Below are 18,893 nucleotides of genomic sequence, written 5' to 3'. Positions count from 1 at the left end.
TCAGCGCACGGGATCCCGCAAGACCGGGCCGCTCGGCCGGAACCAGGACCGCACGGCCACGAGGGCGACGGCCGCGCCCGTGCCCGCACCGATCGTGTTCGCGACCAGGTCGCGCGGGTCGAACGTGCGTGCCGGGAGGTACCTGGCCTGCACGATCTCGGCCGCGAGGCTCACGGCCAACGCGATCGCCATCGCGACGACGACGCTGCGCCAGCGCGGCCGCCGAACCCAGGCGATCCACAGCGCCCCGAGCGGGAGGAACATCAACGCGTTCCCGGCCGACTCGACGAGCGGGTAGCGCACCGCCGCCGACAAGCCCCAGGACCCGAGCAGGCCGAGCAGCCAACCGGGATCGATCAGGCCGCCCTCGCCGTCGACGTGCACCGGCCAGAACAGCACCATCCCGAGGCCGATCGAGTAGAGCACGCTCACCACGGCGACCCAGGCGCGGGGGAGACCGACTCGTTGCGCCGGCGCGGGCGCACGCCCGGCGAGGCGGACGGATGCCGCGAGCCGGCGCTCCGAGCGGTCCGAGGTCATCGATTCAGCGTAGCCGCGTTCACCGCCGTACCGGCGGAGACGACGACGGCCCCTCCCGAAGGAGGGGCCGTCACATGGTCGGGGTGACAGTGTGTGGTTTCAGGACATCGTTGACGGGTGTGTCGGGACATCGACGACAGCGTGGATGTGTCGGGACATCGTTGACGGGCTCGACGATGGGGCATGTCGAGAGGGAACCGGAATCGTGTCATCGCCCACGCCATCGTCGACGGCGGCTTGACCGCCGCGGACGCCGCCGCACGGTTCGGGATCAGCCGGCAATGGGCGAGCACGCTAGCGAACCGGTACCGGGAAGGCGGCGACGACGCGCTCGAGCCACGCTCCCGCAAGCCACGGCGATCACCGACGCGCACCACCGAAGGCATGCGGCAGCGGATCCTGACGCTTCGAACCGAACTGGCCGGCGCCGGGCTCGATGGCGGCGCCGAGTCGATCCGCGATCGGCTGACTCGCGCCGGTGAGAAGGCCCCGAGCGTGTCCACGATCTGGCGGATCCTGCGCGCTGAGGGCGTCGTGATCCCGCAACCGCAGAAACGGCCGCGGTCCGACGGCAACCGCCCGCCGACACGATCCAAGCCCTGAACCAGCAGCTCGAGCACTTCCAGGAGCTGTACAACGAGCACCGCCCGCATCGCGCGATCAACCGAAGCACCCCCGGCGAGGCGTACCGGTCGCTCCCGAAAGCCGAACCCCGACTCCGCCACGGCGACGAGCACTGGCGGGTCCGCTACGACACCGTCGACAACGTCGGCACGATCACCATCCGCTACGCCGGCCGACTCCGACACCTCGGCATCGGCCGCGCCCACGCCGGCACCCCCGTCATCCTGCTCATGAACGGACCGCAAACCCTCGTCACCGCCAGGCACACCGGCGAACTCCTCGCCGAACACATCATCGATCCCGGCCGCGACTACCAACCCCGGAAACGACAGAAGCCCCTCCCGAAGGAGGGGCTTCATGTCAACGATGTCCCGGAACATCTGTAAACGATGTCCCGACACATCACATGGTCGGGGTGACAGGATTTGAACCTGCGACCTCTTCGTCCCGAACGAAGCGCGCTACCAAGCTGCGCCACACCCCGGTGGCCCGAGGGCCTCCACAAGGATAGCCGATATTTCAGGCGGCCCCGACCACGCGTCCCGTCGTCGTGCGCGTCGCACGAGCGGCCGTCAGGGTCAACAAGGTCGCCTCGGGCGGGCACGCGAACCGGATGGGGGCGTAGATCGACGTGCCCAATCCCGCCGAGACGTGGAGGTATGCCGAGCGCAGCCCATGGCGCCAGAGCGAGAGGCCCTTCACCTGGGTTCGGGGGATGTCGCAGTTGGTGACGAGCGCCCCGTACCCGGGCACGCACACCTGGCCGCCGTGCGTGTGGCCGGCGAGCATGAGCTGCGCACCGTGCGTCACGAACGAGTTCAGCACGCGCTGATACGGCGCGTGCGTGACGCCGACCGTGACGGTCGGGCGCGGGTGCGGCACCGTGGCCGGGTCGGGCCAGACATCGTCGCCGAGGGGGTCGTCGGACCGCAGGTCGTCGATCGCGGCGGTGATCAGGTCGAGGCGGTCGTAGCCCTTGTGCGGGTCGTCGACGCCGAAGAACTCGAAGTGCGTGCCGCGCACGTCGAGGCTCGTGGCGCGGTTGTCGATATCGGCCCACCCGAGCTCGCCGAAGAACCCGTGCAGGGCGTCGATATCGAGTTGCGCGGCGCGGGCGAGGTTGACCGACGGACCCCCGAAGTACGAGAAGGGGTTCTTCAGCACGGGGCCGAAGTAATCGTTCGATCCGTTGACGAAGACCCCCGGGATACCCGCGAAGGGCGCGAACGCGCGTCGGATGCCCTCGAGCCCACGCACGTGGCCGAGGTTGTCGCCGGTGTTCACGACGAGATCGGGGTGAAGGGCGGCCAGGCCGGCCACCCAGTCCTGCTTCGACCGCTGCCACGGGGCCATGTGCAGGTCGGACACATGGAGCACGCGGACCGGCTGCGAGCCCGGAGGCAGGACCGGCACCTCGACCCGCCGCAGGGTCCACCGGGTCCGCTCGATGAGCGAACCCCACACGCCGGCGGCCGCGGCCGCGACGCCGATCGCCGAAGCGACCCGCGTCGCGGCCCTGGCGAAGCCTCCGGGCACTAGTCGTTACCGGGCGGCGTTCCGCCGTCGCCGCCACCGCCGGGAGCTGCGAGCTTCCCGACCGTGATCGTGACCCGGTCACCCGACTTCGCGGCGGAGCCGGCCGCCGGCGACTGACCGATGACGATGCCGTCCTGCGTGGGATCGAGCACGTCCTGTTCCGTGCGGTCGACCTTGAAGCCTGCGCTCTTCAGGGCGTTCTCGGCTTCGTCCTGGCTCATGCCGCCGACATCCGGAACCGTGACGCCGTTGCCGCGGCTGACCTGCAGAGAGATGACCGCACCGCGGCTCGCCGTGCCCGACGGGTTCTGGGCGCCGATCGTGCCCTTGGGCTGGCTGGAATCGACCTCGCCGTCCATGGACCAGCCGAAGCCGGCCGATTCGAGCGCCTGCTGCGCCGCCTCGGGCGAGAGGCCGATGACGTCGGGAACCGAGACCTGCGGAGCGTTCAGGAACGAGTCCTTCACCTGCGGGAACTCGCCGCCGCCGTACGTGGCGTTGGCGTACGACATGACGCGCGGCCAGATCCGGTGACGGAGCGTGGCCGCCTCGCCGGCGTCGAAGTAGGTGTCGCGCAGGTTCACGTGGCCCGTGACGTTGAACACGCCCACGACCGTGGCGACCTTGGTCGACGCGCCGCTCATCCATGTGGCCTCGGCGTTGTCGGTGGTTCCGGTCTTGCCGATCATCGGGACCCACGGGTCGGTGCGTCCGCTCGAGGTGCTGCCTGTGCCGTCGCTCATGACGCGCTGCATGGCGTACGCGGTGGCGTTCGCGACCTCGGGCGTGAGCGCCTGCGTGCACTCGCTCTTGGGCGGGGCGACCTCCTCGCCCTTCGCGTTCACGATGCGGTCGATCGCGATCGGCGTGCAGGCGGTGCCGTTCCCGGCGATCCCGGCGAACGCCGTGGCCATCGAGAGCGGCGCGACCTCGTTGGTGCCGAGGACGGCCGACGGGAACTGCGAGAGCGGGTCGTAGTCGGCGCGGTGCACGCCGAGCGCCTCGGCCGTCTTCGCGATACCGCACAGGTCGAGTTGCTTGGCCATCGCGACGAAGCCGGTGTTGTACGAGTTCACGGTGTTCTGCACGGCGCTCCAGTAGCCGCCGCCTTCACCGCCATCGTTCTTGGGGTTCCAGCCGTCGCCGCTCATGGTGCCTTCGCAGCTGTTGTTGAACTGGCCCCAGTTGTCGCGTCGGCGCGCGTCGACGGACTCGTTCAGCGAGTGGCCTTCCTTCAGCCATTCGGCGAGCGTGAAGACCTTGTACGTCGACCCGGGCTGGAAGCCGCTCGAGCCGCCGTAGTCGATGTCGGCGTTGTAGTTCACCGCGGTGTAGTTGGCTCCACTGGCGAGCACGTCGGGATCGTTCGAGTAGTCCTTGTTCTGGGCCATCGCGAGGATCCGGCCGGTCCCGACCTCGACGCTCACGACGGTGCTGCCGATGTCGACGCCCTCGGCGACCTTCGGCACGTTCTCGTTGATCGCGTTGATCGCCTCGTTCTGCAGGCCGAGGTCGAGCGTCGTGTAGATGTCGAGGCCGCCCTTCTGCAGGAGCTCGCGGCCCTCGTTGACATCGGGCGTGTCCGGGTCGTCGAACTTGTTCTTGATCTCCCACGACACGTAGTCGCAGAAGAACGCGTGCCCCTTCGCCGACGAGCACCCCGTGCTCGGCTGCGTGATGGCGGGAGTGACGGGTTCGGCGACCGCCGCGTCGTGCTCCTCCTGCGTGATCTTCTTCTCCTTGAGCATCTCGCCCAGGATGTAGTCACGACGTTCCTTGTTGGCCGCGTAGGGGACCGCGTTGCCGGCGGCATCCACCGAGGCGGCGCCGTTCTCCTCGCTCTCGGGGTAGTCGAGGCGGAACTTCTCCGGGTGGTTCACGATCGCGATGAGGCTCGCCGCCTGCGCGAGCGTCAGGTCGCGGGCGTTCGTCGCGAAGTAGTACTGGGCGGCGGCCTGGACGCCGTACACGCGTCCGCCGAAGTGCGCGATGTTCAGGTAGCCCTGGAGGATCTCGTCCTTCGAGTACTTCTTCTCGAGGGTGATGGCGTAGCGGATCTCCTTGAGCTTGCGCTCGGCGCTCACCTCGGTCGCGTCCTCGTACGCGGCCTGCTTCTCCTCCTCGGTCTGCGCCTCGGACACGCCGTTGTTGATGAGCACGTTCTTGACGTACTGCTGCGTGATCGAGGATCCACCCTGGGTGTCGCCGCCGATGACCGTCTTCAGGGCACCGCGGACGGTGCCCTGGATGTCGACGCCGCCGTGGTCGTAGAACCGGGGGTCCTCACCCGCGACCGCGGCGTCCTTGAGGTACTGCGAGATGTAGTCCCACGCCACCTCCTCGCGGTTCTCGTCGAAGAACGAGGCCATCGCGGACGGCACGCCGTCGACCATCGCGTAGACGGTGGACTTCTCGGCGAGCTCGTCGATCTCGAGGTACCCGGGCAGGTTCTCGAACATGGTGATGCCGTTGTTCGCGGCCATGCCCGTCACCGCGAGTGCGGGGGTCACCGCGGCGGTCACCAGGATGCCGGCGAGCGCACTCATTCCGACGAAGCCGAGCACGCCAGAGGCGGTGTCACTCAAGGGTTTTTGGGCAGACATATAGTGGAGCTTAACCGAGAAGGCTGGCAAAACACGCTGTGCACGAGCGTGCCGCGGTGCTCCGCGCCCGCCGACTCGCTCCGATCAGCCGGTCCGAAGGAGCGTCCATGCCCGCCTGGGAGTACATCACCACCCCGCTGCTCATCCACAACACGGCCGCGATCCTCAACAACTGGGGCTCCGAGGGCTGGGAGCTCGTTCAGGTCGTGCAGGGTCCCGAGGGCGGGCTCGTCGCGTACCTCAAGCGTCCCGTGGGCGGCGAGAGCTCGGCTGCGGCATCCGCCGGCGCCGCTGCGGCCGCGCAGGCCGCGAAGCAGTTCGAGGGCGAGGCCTGATGGCTTCCGGGTCGGCATCGGCTGAGGCGCGCCTCGCCGAGCTCGGCATCGAGCTGCCGGATGTCGCGGCGCCGGTCGCTGCGTACGTCCCCGCCGTCACCACGGGCTCGCTGATCTACACCTCGGGCCAGCTGCCCTTCGTCTCCGGCGCCATGCCCGCGACCGGCAAGGTGGGCGACGGCCACGGCCTCGTGCCCGCCGACGACGCGAAGGACTATGCGCGCCTCTGCGCGCTCAATGCGCTTGCGGCCGTGCGGGCCGAGCTCGGCTCGCTCGATCGCGTGGTCCGAGTGGTGAAGCTCGTCGGCTTCGTGGCCTCCGATCCGGCCTTCACCGGCCAGCCGGGGGTCGTGAACGGCGCGTCCGAGCTGATCGGCGAGGTCTTCGGCGACGCCGGCAAGCATGCGCGCTCGGCCGTCGGCGTCGCGGTCCTGCCGCTCGACGCGCCGGTCGAGGTCGAGCTCATCGTCGAGTTCGCGTAACGCCTCGCTCGCGCGGCGCGCATCGCGCTCGCGCCGGACGCTCGGCGCTTTCGGTCTGCAGGAGATCCCACCGACGGATGCCGCGGCGGGGACGCGCCCGCCGCGACATCCGGTATCGACGGCGTCAGCGCACCTGCGCGCTGATGACCTGCATGATCGACGTGTCGGCGAGTGTCGTGGTGTCGCCGATCTCACGGCCCTCGGCGAGGTCGCGCAGCAGCCGCCGCATGATCTTGCCCGAGCGGGTCTTCGGCAGCTCGTTGACGATGAAGACCTGCCGCGGGCGCGCGATCGCGCCGATCTGGGTGGCGACGTGCTTGCGCAGCTCCTCGCTCGCCTCGCTCGGGTCGGTGACGTGCGAGACCTGGCTCGCCTTGAGGATGACGAACGCGACGACCGCCTGGCCCGTGGTCTCGTCGGCCGCGCCGACGACGGCGGCCTCGGCCGTCCAGGGGTGGGCGACGAGCGACGACTCGATCTCGGCGGTCGACAGGCGGTGGCCCGAGACGTTCATGACGTCGTCGACGCGGCCCAGCAGCCAGAAGTCGCCGTCCTCGTCGCGGCGGGCACCGTCGCCGGCGAAGTACTTGTCGCCGAACTTCTCCCAGTACGTCTCCTTGAAGCGCTCGGGGTCGCCCCAGATGCCGCGCAGCATCGACGGCCACGGCTCGGTGGCGACGAGCAGCCCGCCGCCCTCGCCATGGATCTCGGCGCCGTCGTCATCGAGGATGCTGATCGAGACCCCGGGGACCGGAACCTGCGCGGCGCCGGGCTTCAGGTCGGTGACGCCGGGAAGCGCGGAGATCATGATCGCACCGGTCTCGGTCTGCCACCACGTGTCGACGACCGGGATGGAGCCGCCGCCGATGACGTGGCGGTACCAGATCCATGCCTCGGGGTTGATCGGTTCGCCGACCGAGCCGAGCAGCCGCAGCGACCGCAGGTTGAACTCGTGCGGGATCTGCCGGCCGAGCTTCATGAACGAGCGGATGGCGGTGGGTGCCGTGTAGAGGATCGAGACCTTGTACTTCTCGACGATCTCCCACCAGCGGCCGGGGTGCGGCGTGTCGGGCGTGCCCTCGTAGATGACCTGCGTCGCACCGTTGGCGAGCGGGCCGTAGACGACGTACGAGTGCCCGGTGATCCATCCGACGTCGGCGGTGCACCAGTAGACATCGCGTTCGGGGTGCAGGTCGAAGACGTTCTTGTGCGTGAAGGCGGCCTGCGTGAGGTAGCCGCCCGACGTGTGGAGGATGCCCTTCGGCTTGCCGGTGGTGCCCGAGGTGTAGAGGATGAACAGCGGGTGCTCGGCCTCGAACGCCTTCGCCTTGTGCTCGTTCGACGCGGTCCCGACGGTCTCATGCCACCAGAGGTCGCGGTCCGCGTCCCATTCGACGTCGTTCTCGCCGCGCTTGACGACGAGCACGTTGCGCACGGTGCCGCCCTCGGCCTTGCCGAGTGCTTCGTCGACGACGGGCTTCAGCGGGAAGACGCGGCCCTTGCGATACCCGCCATCGGCGGTGATGACGACGGATGCCTCGGCGTCGTCGATGCGCGACGCGAGGCTGTCGGCGCTGAACCCGCCAAAGACCACCGAGTGGATGGCGCCGATGCGCGCGCAGGCGAGCATGGCCACGACGGCCTCGGGAATCATCGGGAGGTAGATGGCGACTCGGTCGTGCTCGCCGACGCCGAGGTCGGTGAGCGTGTTCGCCGCGCGCTTGACCGCGTCGGTCAGCTCGGCGTAGGTGATCGCGCGCGAGTCGCCGGGCTCGCCCTCCCAGAGGAGCGCGACCCGATCGCCCAGGCCGGCCTCGACGTGCCGGTCGAGGCAGTTGACGGCGACGTTGAGCTCGCCGTCGTCGAACCACTTCGCGAAGGGCGGATTCGACCAGTCGAGCGTGCGGGTGAAGGGCTTCTCCCACTGGAGCAGCGTGCGGGCCTGGTCGGCCCAGAAGCCGAGCCGGTCTGCCCGGGCGGCGTCGTAGAGGCCCTCGTCGGCGACGGCCTGGGCGGCGAACTCGGGACTCGGGCGGAAGCGCCGGATCTCCTCGAGCGCGTGATCGATCTGCGCGTTCATAGTGGTGCGATCGCTCCTTCGCGAAAGATTGGACTATCGGGTTCGCCTGCCCTGTAGAGCAGACTAGCGCCCGACGGAGGCGTGTCGTTCGCCACGGGGTCGCACGGAGACGTAGTCTTGAGCCCGTTCGCGCGTCGATGGAGCCGCGAGTGAGTGATCCTTCGGAAGTCACGTCGGCGATCGACCTTCGGAATGCGTCGTGTTGTGCGGATTTCTCCAACGATTTCGCCGTTGTTCCCCTCCCGTACTGGAGGAAGTCGCAGACATTCCTGTGTGTCGGCACAAATGAGGACAAAAAGTACTTGCGTATGGAGATCGAGCCCATACACTGAGAACGCCCGAACGTTTGTTTCGAGGCCTGCAACGCTCGAGATTCCCCCCAATCCTTGCGTTGCCGAGGCGGCACCTGTTCCCCCCAATGGGTGCCGCCCCCTTCTGTTAACGGCGACGGATGTCGCACACGAGCCCTCCTCCACAACGACGTGGCGGGGGGCTCGTTCCGTTCCCGGCACGGTGACGCCTGTCGCGGCTGCGTCTCGCGCCTAGCCTCGGCCGCATGCCTCGCCCCTTCGTCGCCGTCCCGTCCTGGGAGCCGCCGCCCGATCCGGAGCGCCCCGCCGCCGAGGCGTGCGGAGACGCGTTGATGACGACGGCGTCTCCGTGGGCGCCCGAGGTGCGGCCGTACCTCGTCGAACGTGCGGTTTCAGAGCGGGCGGATGTCGCGCCGCCGGTCGAGTGCGCCCGTCCACGCGTTGCGGCGTCGCGACCGTCGGTCGCCGACGCACTCGGTGCGACTGCCGGCGGCATCACCCCCGACGAACTCGCACTGCTCGGCCCGCTCGCTGGATACGCGGCCTCCGGTCCGGTCACCGACCTGTTCCTCAACGGCGAACGTGGACTGTGGGTCGACCGGGGCGCGGGTCCCGAGCACGAGCCCTCGTGGAGCGCTGACGAATCCGAGGTGCGCGCGCTCGCGATCCAGCTGATCGCGCGCGGCGGCCGGCACGTCGACGAGGCGACCCCGGCCGTCGACGTGCGGCTCGGTCGAGGCATCCGGGTGCACGCGGTGCTGCCGCCGCTGTCGTCGAGCGGCACGCTGGTCTCGGTGCGGATCCCGCGCATCGCGGACTTCCCGCTCGCCGCGCTCGCGAAGGCGGGCATGCTCGACGGCGACCAGGAGGCGGCACTGCGGCGTGCGGTGTCGGAGCGTCGCAACATCCTCGTGACGGGCGCGGGCGGCACCGGCAAGACCACGCTGCTCGGGGCACTCCTCGGCGAGGCCGGCCCGAAGGAGCGCATCGTGCTGCTCGAGGATGTTGCGGAGTTGCGAATCTCGCATCCGCACATCGTCTCGCTCGAGGCCCGACAGGCCAATCTCGAGGGCAGCGGTCGGATCGGCCTCGACGTGCTGCTGCGCGAGGCGTTGCGCATGCGGCCCGATCGGCTCGTCGTCGGCGAATGCCGAGGGCCCGAGTTGCGCGAACTGCTCGCCGCCCTCAACACGGGTCACGACGGCGGAGCGGGGACGTTGCACGCCAACTCCCTCGACGACGTGCCGGCGCGGCTCGAGGCGCTCGGATCGACGGCGGGCATGTCGCCCGACGCGGTCGCACGGCAGGCCGTGAGCGCCTTCGATCTCGTCGTCCACCTCGAACGGCACGACGGCCGCCGCCGGGTCCGGCAGATCGGCCGGTTCGAGCTCGACGGCGCCCGACTCGGGATCGCGCCATGCTGAGGCGCGCCGACGCGCCGGCCCTCGCCGGGCTCGCCGCGGCAGTCATCTCACGTCGGCGTCTCGCCCGGGCCGACCCGGGCGGCCCCGTCGACCGTGTGGCGGCCGCGACCGAGCGGCTTGCGGCGCTGCTCACCGCCGGTCTCGCGCCGGCCGCGGCGTGGCGGAACGTCGACCTTCGGCCCGACGATGGAGGCACCGCCCGAGATCATGCGGATCTCGACGACGAACGCGTAGTCGCCGCGGCAGCCGCAGCCGCCGGCGAGGGGGACTCCGTCGCCGACGCGATGGCGCGCGCGAGGGCGTCGCACGCCGCCGCGTCTCCGGCATGGTCGATCCTCGCGGCCGCGTGGGCGGTGGCGGATGCCGCGGGCGCACCGCTCGCAGCGTGCCTGGGCGCGCTCGCCGGTGCGCTCCGGTCCGAAGCGCAATTGAGGCGCGAGGCCGCCGCGGCGCTCGCCGGGCCTGCCGCGAGCGCGAAGCTCGTCGCCGCGCTCCCCGTGATCGCCGTGGTCTTCGGCGCCGTGCTCGGGTTCGACACGATCGGGGTCCTGTTCGGCAACCCTGTAGGTCTCGGCTGCCTGGTCGTCGGCTCGGGGCTGCTGTGGGTCGGTACTCGCTGGAGCCGCGCGATGGTCGCCCGCGCGGCGGCGTCGCGGCCGTCGAGCGGCATCGAGCTCGAGCTGCTCGCCATGGCCCTGACCAGCGGGACCTCCCTCCCTCGAGCGGAGGCGATCGTCGCCCAGGCGCTCCGGACCCACCTGCCCGAACTCGCCGCATCGGCGTCCGCCGCCCCGGTGCTCCGACTCGCCGAGCGGGCGGGCGCTCCGGTGGCCGACCTGCTCCGGGCCGAGGCGAACCGTCGGCGCGGAGCGGCGCAGGCGGCCGGCGCCGTGAGGGCGGCCGCGCTCGGCGTTCGGCTCATGATCCCGCTCGGCTGCTGCGTGCTGCCCGCCTTCGTGCTGCTGGGCGTCGCGCCGCTGCTCATCTCCGTCGTCACGGGCACCTTGGGCGGTGCCGTGTGACGACTTCGGTCTCGTGCCACCGTCGCCGCAGTCGCGGCCCAGAGAGAGGAACCACATGTCATCCATCCCCACCACTGGCGACGAACGCGCGGGCGGAGGCATCGGGCAGTCCGGTGTCCGCGCGGCCGCACTCGCGCGGCGACGAATCCGACAGATCGTGGAACGACTGGCGGGGGAGCGCGGCGCCGCAACCGCCGAGTACGCCGTGGCGACCATGGCCGCGGTCGGCTTCGCGGGCCTGCTCGTCGTCATCCTCCGGGGCGACGAGGTGCGCGGCATCCTCACCGACCTCGTTCGGAATGCGCTCACGGTGGGGTGAGCGCGAGCGCGGCAGCGTGACGGCGGAGTTCGCCGTCGCGCTGCCCGCGATCGCGCTGGTGCTCGCCGCGTCCCTCGCCGCCGTCCACGTCGCGGCCGTGCAGGTCCGACTGGCCGACGCGGCCGCTGATGCCGCTCGTGCGCTGGGCCGGGGCGAGAGCGACGCCGTCGCCGCCGGCATCGCATCCCGCAATGCCGGCGGGGCGCGTCTGGCGACGAGCGTGGATGACCCGTTCGTCTGCGCGACGCTCGTCGGGCACGCGGGCGGGGTGCTCTCCGCGCTCGAGCTGCGGGCGGAGTCCTGCGCGATGCGGGGCGGCTTGTGAGCCTCGTGCCCGGGCGGTGGCGGCGGCTTCGCGGCGAGCGCGGGGCGGCGACCGTGGTCACGCTGGGCATCGTCGGTGCTGTCGTGGCGCTCGCGGCCGGGCTCGCCGCCGTGCTGGTCGGATCGGTGGCCTCGCAGTCGGCGGCGAACGCCGCAGATGCGGCGGCGCTCGCCGCGGCCGATGCGGTCTCCGGAGCCGTGCCGGGTGAGCCCTGCGCGATCGCCACGCGACTCGCCGCCGTGAACGGAGCCAGATTGACGTCATGCGACGTGAGCGGGGCGACCGTCCTGGTGCAGGTCGCGATCGAACGCGCCGCGTTCACGGCGACCGCATCCGCGCGAGCGGGTCCACCGCCGAGCTGAAGCGAACGGCCCGGCTGTCAGGGCCGCGGCGCCAGGTGAGGGAAACGCCGCGACCCCGAGGACAGCAGGGGTGGTGTGTCCGTCACCCATCATCGTGAGCAACCCTCACTCGTGTCATCCTCGCCCGTCACATTGCGACCCGTTCCGGGGGCCAGCGTGGTGGCCTACCGACCGAGGGCGGCTTCGAGCGCGGTCAGCACGGTCGGGTCCTCGATCGTCGCCGGCACCTTGTACGGCTCGCCGTCGGCGATCTGGCGGATGGTCTTGCGGAGGATCTTGCCCGACCGGGTCTTGGGAAGGCGATCGAGCACCGTCACGTCGCGGAAGGCCGCGACCGGGCCCACCGTCTCGCGGACGAGGGCGACGAGCTCCTTCACGAGGACCTCGTGGTCGATCGCCGTGCCGTGCTTGAGTGTCACGAAGCCGGCAGCCCGCTGGCCCTTGAGTTCGTCGCGGACGCCGATCACCGCGACCTCGGCGATCGCCGGATGGTGGTTGATCGCCTCCTCGAGTCCGCCGGTCGAGAGCCGATGACCCGCGACGTTGATGACATCGTCGGTCCGCCCCATGACGTAGACGTATCCGTCCTCGTCGACGTAGCCGGAGTCTCCCGTCGCGTAGTGCCCTGGGAAGGCGGTGAGGTAGGACGAGACGTAGCGTTCGTCGCCGCCCCACAGGGTGGGCAGGCTGCCTGGCGGAAGCGGCAGTTCCAGCACGATGTTGCCCTCGGCTCCCGCGGCCACCTGGCGTCCCTTGCCGTCGACGATCGCCACGCGGTAGCCGGGCACCGGCACGGTGGGGGAGCCGGGCTTCACAGGCAGCGGCTCGATCCCGCGCGGGTTCGCCGCGATCGCCCACCCCGTCTCCGTCTGCCACCAGTGGTCGACGACCGGACAGTGGAGCGCGTCGTTGATCCAGTGGTAGGTCTCGGTGTCGAGTCGCTCACCCGCGAGGAACAGCGCCTCGAGCGTCGACGTGTCGTACCGCCGGAGGTGTTCGAGGCCGGGGTCCTCGCGACGGATGGCGCGCACCGCCGTCGGCGCCGAGAACAGCACCTTGACCCCGTACTCCTCGACCATGCGCCAGAAGGCACCGGCGTCGGGCGTCCCGACCGGCTTGCCCTCGTAGAGGACGGTCGTCGCACCCGCGAGCAGTGGACCGTAGACGATGTAGCTGTGGCCGACGACCCAGCCCACGTCGGACGCCGTCCACATCACGTCGCCCGGGTGGATGTCGTAGATGCTCCGCATCGACCACGCCAGTGCGACGGCGTAGCCGCCGTGGTCGCGCACGACGCCCTTGGGGGTGCCGGTCGTGCCCGACGTGTAGAGGATGTACAGCGGATCGGTGGCCGCGACCTCGACGGCTCCGACGGGCTCGGCCCGCTCGAGCTCTGTCGCCCAGTCGACCCATCGCACGCCGACGCGACCGTCGAACTCCGCCGCGTTCCCGGGCACCGCTTCGCGATCGCGCACGATCACCGTCTCGACGCTGAGCTCGTCCTCGGAGATCACCGCGATCGACGAGGTCACCGCGTCGGTCACCGATCGATCGCCGACGATCATCGCGAGCGCCTTCTCGACGATCGGCAGGTACTCGACCGCGCGGCCCGGCTCGAGCCCGCCCGACGAGGTGACGATGACCTTGGGCTCGGCGTCCTGGATCCGAACCGCGAGCTCGTTGGCCGCGAACCCGCCGAAGATGACGGAGTGCACGGCGCCGATGCGCGCACAGGCGAGCATCGCGATGACGGCCTCGGGCGTCATCGGCAGGTAGATCGCGACGCGGTCGCCGCGCTGCACCCCGCGGCCGCGCAGCACGCCCGCGAATAGGGAGACCTCGTGGAGGAGCTCGGCATAGGTGAAGGTCCGCTTCGAGCCGGTCATCGCGGAGTCGTAGGCGAGGGCGACCTGGTCGCCGCGTCCGGCGGCGACCCAGCGGTCCAGCGCGTTCGCGCTGACGTTGAGCGTGCCATCCGGGTACCAGCGGTAGATCGGCGCTTCGCGGTCGTCGAGGGCGCGCGTAGGCGGGGTGATCCAGTCGACCAGGCCGGATGCCTCGAGCCAGAACTCCTCGGGCTGCTCCATGCTGCGGCGGTACTCGTCCGCATAGGTGCGCATCTCGGTCGTGCCCATCGCCGTTCCTCCCACCGAGGAGGGCGACGGTGCCACTTCCTCGGGATGTGCTGTCGAATCCGCTCCGACTCTGGCGCGGTGCATCCAATGTATACACTGCGGCCCGATGGCGCCACATCCCGGGCAGATTCTCGATGTGGATTGCAGTTGCCTCGCCATCCGTGTATACATTGAGGTCGGACGATGAGGCAGAGGAGGATCCGATGCGAGCCGGTGATCGCGCCTATCGCACGCTCCGCGCAGAGATCCTCGAGGGCGCGCTCGAACCCGGCACGGTGCTGCAGGAAGTGGAGCAGTCCACCCGCCTCGGTGTGAGCCGCACCCCGATCCGCGAAGCGCTGCGTCAGCTCGCCGCCGACGGACTCGTCGAGGCCAACGGCCGCGGCACGATCGTCACCGCCGTCTCGCGCGACGACATCGTGTCGCTCTACGAGCTCCGTGAGGCACTCGAGGGCAAGGCGGCCGGCCTCGCCGCGCAGCGGCACGACGACGAGCCGTTCCTCGCGATCCGCGAGCGGCTCAGGGAGGCGCCGCAGCTGCTCGCCCAGGGCGAGGCGGGGCTCGCCGCCTACTTCGCGATCGTCGACGAGCTCGACGACGCGATCGAGGCGGCGGTCGCGAACCCCTTCCTCGCGTCGTCCCTGCGCAGCGTGCAGCTGCACTCGGCCCGCATCCGCCGGCTCTCGCGGCACAATCCCGACCGGCTCAGAGCCGCCGCGCACGAGCACCTGCTGATCGTCGACGCGATCCTCGCGCGCGACGCCGAGCTGGCTGCCCACGCCACGCACGTGCACCTGCACATGAGCCTGACCAATGCGCTCGCCACGTCGGCGGGCGCCGACTAGCACCCAGACAGACAACCCCGGAACGGAAGGTCAACCGTGCAGCTCCACCATGTGCGCGTCCATCGAAGCGACGAGAACCTGGCCCGCGACGGCCAGCTCGCCTGGAAGATCGCCGAGGTCGCCGCCGACCCGGTCGAGGTCGCCGACGACGTGACCGAGATGGTCGTGAACCGCGTCATCGACAACGCGGCGGTCGCGGCCGCATCCCTCACCCGGCGCCCCGTCGTCGCGGCGCGCAGCCAGGCGTTGAGCCATCCGGTCTCGGTCGGCGGCGACGGCGCGACGGTGTTCGGCGCGGATGTCGCGCGGCGCTCGAGCCCGGAATGGGCGGCGTGGGCGAACGGCGTGGCCGTACGCGAGCTGGACTACCACGACACGTTCCTCGCGGCCGAGTACTCGCACCCCGGCGACAACATCCCGCCGATCGTCGCCGTCGCTCAGCACCTCGCGGCCGCGCGGGGGCTCACCGGCCGGGAACTCGTCCGCGGCATCGCGACCGGATACGAGATCCAGGTCGACCTCGTGAAGGCGATCTCGCTGCACCAGCACAAGATCGACCACGTCGCGCACCTCGGCCCGTCGGCCGCGGCGGGCATCGGCACGCTCCTCGGCCTCGACGCCGAGACGATCTTCCAGGCCGTCGGCCAGGCGCTGCACACGACCACCGCGACGCGCCAGTCGCGCAAGGGCGAGATCTCGACCTGGAAGGCCCATGCACCGGCCTTCGCGGGGAAGATGGCGGTCGAGGCCGTCGACCGCGCCATGCGCGGCGAGACCAGCCCCACGCCGATCTACGAAGGCGAGGACGGCGTGATCGCCTGGCTGCTCGACGGGCCCGACGCGGCGTACGACGTGCCGCTGCCCGAGCGTGGCGAGGCGAAGCGCGCCATCCTCGACACGTACACCAAGGAGCACTCGGCCGAGTACCAGGCGCAGGCCTGGATCGACCTCGCCCGCAAGCTCCACCACGAGCACCCCGAGCTGGTCGCCGATCCGTCGAGGATCGCGAGCGTCGTCATCCACACGTCGCACCACACCCACAACGTGATCGGCTCGGGCGCGAACGACCCGCAGAAGTACGATCCGGCGGCCTCGCGCGAGACGCTCGACCACTCGATCCCGTACATCTTCGCCGTGGCCTTCCTCGACGGCACGTGGCACCACGTCGACTCGTACACGCCCGAGCGCGCGGGCCGGTCCGAGACCGTCGCCCTCTGGCGCAACGTCACGACGGTCGAGGACGAGGAATGGACGCGTCGCTACCATTCACTCGACATCGCCGAGAAGGCGTTCGGCGGCCGTGTGGTCCTCACGCTGACGGACGGCACGACGATCGTCGACGAGATCGCGGTCGCCGACGCTCACCCGCTCGGCGCGCGCCCGTTCGGCCGCGAGCAGTATGTCGAGAAGTTCCGCGCCCTGGCCGCCGATGTCCTCGAGGCAGCCGAGATCGAGCGGTTCCTGGACGTCGCGCAGCGTCTGCCCCACCTGACGCCCGACGAGCTCGGGCAGTTGACCATCATCGCCGCGCCAGGTGTGCTCACCTCGGTCCCGACGCCCCACGGCATCTTCTAGGAGGAGAACATGCTCTACGCACAGACCCCCGCGCACGAGAAGCGCCGGCTGTTCCGCGAGCGCCTCGCGAGCGGCGAGCTGCTCCGCTTCCCCGGCGCGTTCAACCCGCTCTCGGCGCGGCTCATCGAGCGCAAGGGCTTCGAGGGCGTCTACATCTCGGGCGCTGTGCTCTCGGCCGACCTCGGGCTGCCCGACATCGGGCTCACGACGCTGAGCGAGGTCGCCGGCCGCGGAAGTCAGATCGCCCGGATGACCGAGCTGCCCGCGATCATCGACGCCGACACGGGCTTCGGCGAGCCCATGAACGTCGCCCGCACCGTGCAGGAGATGGAGGACGCGGGGCTCGCAGGCCTCCACATCGAGGATCAGGTCAACCCGAAGCGGTGCGGCCACCTCGACGGCAAGCAGGTCGTCGACGAGCACACCGCCCTGCAGCGGATCGCTGCGGCGGTCGATGCGCGCCGCGACGAGAACTTCCTGATCATGGCGCGTACCGACATCCGTGCCGTCGACGGGCTCGACGCTGCGGTCGACCGGGCCAAGCGCCTCGTCGACGCCGGTGCCGACGCGATCTTCCCCGAGGCGATGGCCTCGCTCGAGGAGTTCGCCGCGATCCGCGCCGCGGTCGACGTGCCCCTGCTGGCGAACATGACCGAGTTCGGCAAGAGCGACCTGTTCACCGTGCAGCAGCTCGCCGACGTGGGCATGAACATCGTGATCTGGCCGGTCTCGCTGCTGCGCATCGCGATGGGCGCCGCGAGCCGCGGCCTCGACGAGCTGACGGAGGCCGGTGCGCTCACGCGCCTGCTGCCCGAGATGCAGCACCGCGCCGACCTCTACGAGCTCATCGACTACGAGGGCTACAACCACTTCGACACCTCGATCTTCAACTTCACCGTCGCACGGTGAACCCGCGAGAGGAACCGACGCCATGACCGACACCCTCGCGACCGCGCCCGCGCCGCGCCCCGACATCCGCAAGGGCCTGGCCGGCGTCGTGGTCGACACCACGGCGATCTCCAAGGTCAATCCCGAGACGAACTCGCTGCTCTACCGCGGCTACCCCGTGCAGGAACTTGCCCGGGCCAAGCGGTTCGAGGAGGTCGCGTACCTGCTCTGGCACGGCGAGCTGCCGGATGGCGCGGAGCTGGCCGAGTTCCGCGCCGCCGAGCGCGCGGGGCGTGCACTGCAGCCGAACGTGAAGGCCGCGATCGACCTGCTGCCCACGACGTGCCACCCGATGGACGTCGTGCGCACGGCCGTGAGCGTCATGGGCGCGTCCGACCCGGCCGCCCAGGACTCGAGCCCCGAAGCGAACCTCGTGAAGGCGACCGGACTCTTCGCGGCCCTGCCCGCCGTCGTCGCCTACGACCAGCGCCGGCGCCGAGGACAGCACCTCGTGCCGCCGCGCGACGATCTCGACTACTCGGCCAACTTTCTGCACATGACCTTCGGCGAGGTGCCCGAGCCGGTCGTGGTCGACGCGTTCGACGTGTCGATGATCCTCTACGCCGAGCACTCGTTCAACGCATCGACCTTCACGGCGCGCGTCATCACCTCGACGCTCTCCGACCTGCACTCGGCCGTCGTCGGCGCGATCGGCGCGCTCAAGGGACCGCTGCACGGGGGCGCCAACGAGGCCGTCATGCACGTCTTCGACGAGATCGGCTCGGCCGACGAGGTCGTGCCCTGGCTCGACGCGGCGCTCGCCGAGAAGCGCAAGGTCATGGGCTTCGGCCATCGCGTGTACAAGAACGGCGACTCACGCGTCCCGACGATGAAGGCCGCGCTCGACACGCTCATCGCGCACTACGACCGGCCGGATGTCGCGTCACTCTACGACGCGCTCGCCACCGAGTTCACTGCGCGCAAGGGCATCCACCCCAACCTCGACTATCCGTCGGGCCCGGCGTACCACCTCATGGGGTTCGACACGGAGCTCTTCACGCCCCTCTTCGTGGCGTCGCGGGTGACCGGGTGGACGGCGCACGTGATCGAGCAGGCCGCGTCCAACGCCCTGATCAGGCCGCTGTCGGCGTACGACGGGGTGGACGAGCGGCACGTCTGAGCGCGCCTGGCCGCGCGGCATACGTGCGCGGCATCCGGTCGGTCAGTCGAAGACGGTCTCGATGAAGCGGTAATCGACCGCGCTGGGCCGGTCGTCGCCCGGCGTGGCGAACTCGAGCCCCGCGGCACGGGAGTAGACGTAGCGCTTGCCGCCGTCGCCCGAGATCTCGAGACGCGGTTGCGGGTCGCCGCTGTCGAGGAAGCCGGTCGAGACCGTCTTGCCCTCGAGCGGCCCGTCGATCAGCTTCGCGGTATAGGTGCCCGATGACGTGTCCATGCGGTCATTCTGCACCTGTCCTCCACACGGG

At 70.4% G+C, this 18,893-nt stretch carries 18 protein-coding genes and 1 tRNA gene; 12 read left to right on the top strand and 7 right to left on the bottom strand.

Going from position 1 to position 18,893, the window contains the following annotated elements; genetic code table 11:
- Positions 1–540: a VanZ family protein gene (locus BLT99_RS09550; RefSeq protein WP_092671510.1), complete on the bottom strand. Its 540-nt coding sequence runs from the start codon at positions 538–540 to the stop codon at positions 1–3.
- Positions 541–1,130: 590 nt separating this feature from the next.
- On the opposite strand from BLT99_RS09550, the gene BLT99_RS18250 reads away from it, so the two are divergent.
- Positions 1,131–1,550 (top strand): hypothetical protein, encoded by a 420-nt coding sequence (locus tag BLT99_RS18250; protein ID WP_331712604.1) that lies wholly within the window; start codon positions 1,131–1,133, stop codon positions 1,548–1,550.
- A 21-nt stretch (positions 1,551–1,571) separates the two neighbouring features.
- Here the strand turns inward: BLT99_RS18250 and BLT99_RS09540 are convergent.
- The 3 genes from BLT99_RS09540 to BLT99_RS09530 form a co-directional block, all read right to left on the bottom strand.
- Positions 1,572–1,648: transfer RNA gene (locus BLT99_RS09540), tRNA-Pro, on the bottom strand.
- Positions 1,649–1,683: 35 nt separating this feature from the next.
- Positions 1,684–2,700: a metallophosphoesterase gene (locus tag BLT99_RS09535; protein WP_092671507.1), complete on the bottom strand. Its 1,017-nt coding sequence runs from the start codon at positions 2,698–2,700 to the stop codon at positions 1,684–1,686.
- Complete coding sequence (locus tag BLT99_RS09530; RefSeq protein WP_229724727.1) at positions 2,700–5,285, bottom strand: transglycosylase domain-containing protein; 2,586 nt, start codon at positions 5,283–5,285, stop codon at positions 2,700–2,702. Before BLT99_RS09530 ends, BLT99_RS09535 begins: the two co-directional genes overlap by 1 nt.
- Positions 5,286–5,410: 125 nt before the next feature.
- Here BLT99_RS09530 and BLT99_RS09525 point away from each other — a divergent pair, with 125 nt between their 5' ends.
- Both BLT99_RS09525 and BLT99_RS09520 read left to right on the top strand, forming a co-directional pair.
- The gene (locus tag BLT99_RS09525) at positions 5,411–5,638 is read left to right on the top strand and encodes a hypothetical protein (protein WP_092676002.1); all 228 of its coding nucleotides are present in this window, start codon (positions 5,411–5,413) and stop codon (positions 5,636–5,638) included.
- A complete protein-coding gene (locus tag BLT99_RS09520) occupies positions 5,638–6,120 on the top strand; it encodes a RidA family protein (RefSeq protein ID WP_092671502.1) in 483 nt (160 codons plus the stop codon). The genes BLT99_RS09525 and BLT99_RS09520 overlap by 1 nt, the downstream gene beginning before the upstream one ends.
- Before the next feature lie 124 nt (positions 6,121–6,244).
- Here the strand turns inward: BLT99_RS09520 and acs are convergent, their stop codons facing one another.
- Positions 6,245–8,200 carry an acetate--CoA ligase gene (acs, locus tag BLT99_RS09515; RefSeq protein ID WP_092671499.1) on the bottom strand — a complete coding sequence of 652 codons (1,956 nt, stop codon included), beginning with the start codon at positions 8,198–8,200 and terminating at the stop codon, positions 6,245–6,247.
- A 556-nt stretch (positions 8,201–8,756) separates the two neighbouring features.
- Here acs and BLT99_RS09510 point away from each other — a divergent pair.
- From BLT99_RS09510 to BLT99_RS09490, 5 genes are read left to right on the top strand one after another with little or no spacing between them, the layout of a single operon-like run.
- On the top strand, positions 8,757–9,935 hold the full coding sequence (locus tag BLT99_RS09510; protein WP_229724728.1) for a TadA family conjugal transfer-associated ATPase: 1,179 nt from the start codon (positions 8,757–8,759) through the stop codon (positions 9,933–9,935).
- Entirely contained in the window at positions 9,929–10,957 is a 1,029-nt protein-coding gene (locus BLT99_RS09505) for a type II secretion system F family protein (RefSeq protein WP_092671496.1), read from the top strand. Before BLT99_RS09510 ends, BLT99_RS09505 begins: the two co-directional genes overlap by 7 nt.
- 55 nt (positions 10,958–11,012) lie before the next feature.
- Entirely contained in the window at positions 11,013–11,276 is a 264-nt protein-coding gene (locus BLT99_RS09500; protein ID WP_092671493.1) for a DUF4244 domain-containing protein, read from the top strand.
- Between the two features lie 16 nt (positions 11,277–11,292).
- The gene (locus BLT99_RS09495) at positions 11,293–11,601 is read left to right on the top strand and encodes a TadE family type IV pilus minor pilin (protein ID WP_133988579.1); all 309 of its coding nucleotides are present in this window, start codon (positions 11,293–11,295) and stop codon (positions 11,599–11,601) included.
- On the top strand, positions 11,598–11,963 hold the full coding sequence (locus tag BLT99_RS09490) for an Rv3654c family TadE-like protein (RefSeq protein WP_229724729.1): 366 nt from the start codon (positions 11,598–11,600) through the stop codon (positions 11,961–11,963). The genes BLT99_RS09495 and BLT99_RS09490 overlap by 4 nt, the downstream gene beginning before the upstream one ends.
- Positions 11,964–12,127: 164 nt before the next feature.
- Here the strand turns inward: BLT99_RS09490 and BLT99_RS09485 are convergent, their stop codons facing one another.
- Positions 12,128–14,098 (bottom strand): AMP-binding protein, encoded by a 1,971-nt coding sequence (locus BLT99_RS09485; protein ID WP_197675482.1) that lies wholly within the window; start codon positions 14,096–14,098, stop codon positions 12,128–12,130.
- Between the two features lie 203 nt (positions 14,099–14,301).
- On the opposite strand from BLT99_RS09485, the gene BLT99_RS09480 reads away from it, so the two are divergent.
- Genes BLT99_RS09480 through BLT99_RS09465 form a run of 4 tightly spaced genes read left to right on the top strand, consistent with a single transcriptional unit; the run spans position 14,302 to position 18,586 of the window.
- The gene (locus BLT99_RS09480; RefSeq protein WP_092671487.1) at positions 14,302–14,943 is read left to right on the top strand and encodes a GntR family transcriptional regulator; all 642 of its coding nucleotides are present in this window, start codon (positions 14,302–14,304) and stop codon (positions 14,941–14,943) included.
- Positions 14,944–14,979: 36 nt separating this feature from the next.
- Complete coding sequence (locus BLT99_RS09475; RefSeq protein ID WP_092671484.1) at positions 14,980–16,518, top strand: MmgE/PrpD family protein; 1,539 nt, start codon at positions 14,980–14,982, stop codon at positions 16,516–16,518.
- 9 nt (positions 16,519–16,527) lie between these two features.
- Positions 16,528–17,427: a methylisocitrate lyase gene (gene prpB / locus BLT99_RS09470; protein ID WP_092671481.1), complete on the top strand. Its 900-nt coding sequence runs from the start codon at positions 16,528–16,530 to the stop codon at positions 17,425–17,427.
- A 22-nt stretch (positions 17,428–17,449) separates the two neighbouring features.
- The gene (locus BLT99_RS09465) at positions 17,450–18,586 is read left to right on the top strand and encodes a bifunctional 2-methylcitrate synthase/citrate synthase (protein ID WP_092671478.1); all 1,137 of its coding nucleotides are present in this window, start codon (positions 17,450–17,452) and stop codon (positions 18,584–18,586) included.
- Positions 18,587–18,628: 42 nt separating this feature from the next.
- Here BLT99_RS09465 and BLT99_RS09460 read toward each other — a convergent pair whose 3' ends face one another.
- Positions 18,629–18,862, bottom strand: a complete 234-nt coding sequence (locus BLT99_RS09460) for a hypothetical protein (RefSeq protein ID WP_092671475.1) — start codon at positions 18,860–18,862, stop codon at positions 18,629–18,631.
- Positions 18,863–18,893: the final 31 nt, after the last annotated feature.

Origin of the sequence: Agromyces flavus, assembly GCF_900104685.1 — a bacterium.
GTDB lineage: Bacteria > Actinomycetota > Actinomycetes > Actinomycetales > Microbacteriaceae > Agromyces > Agromyces flavus.
Note: the sequence above shows the minus strand (reverse complement) of the source record. Positions and strands in the feature narration are given on the sequence as shown.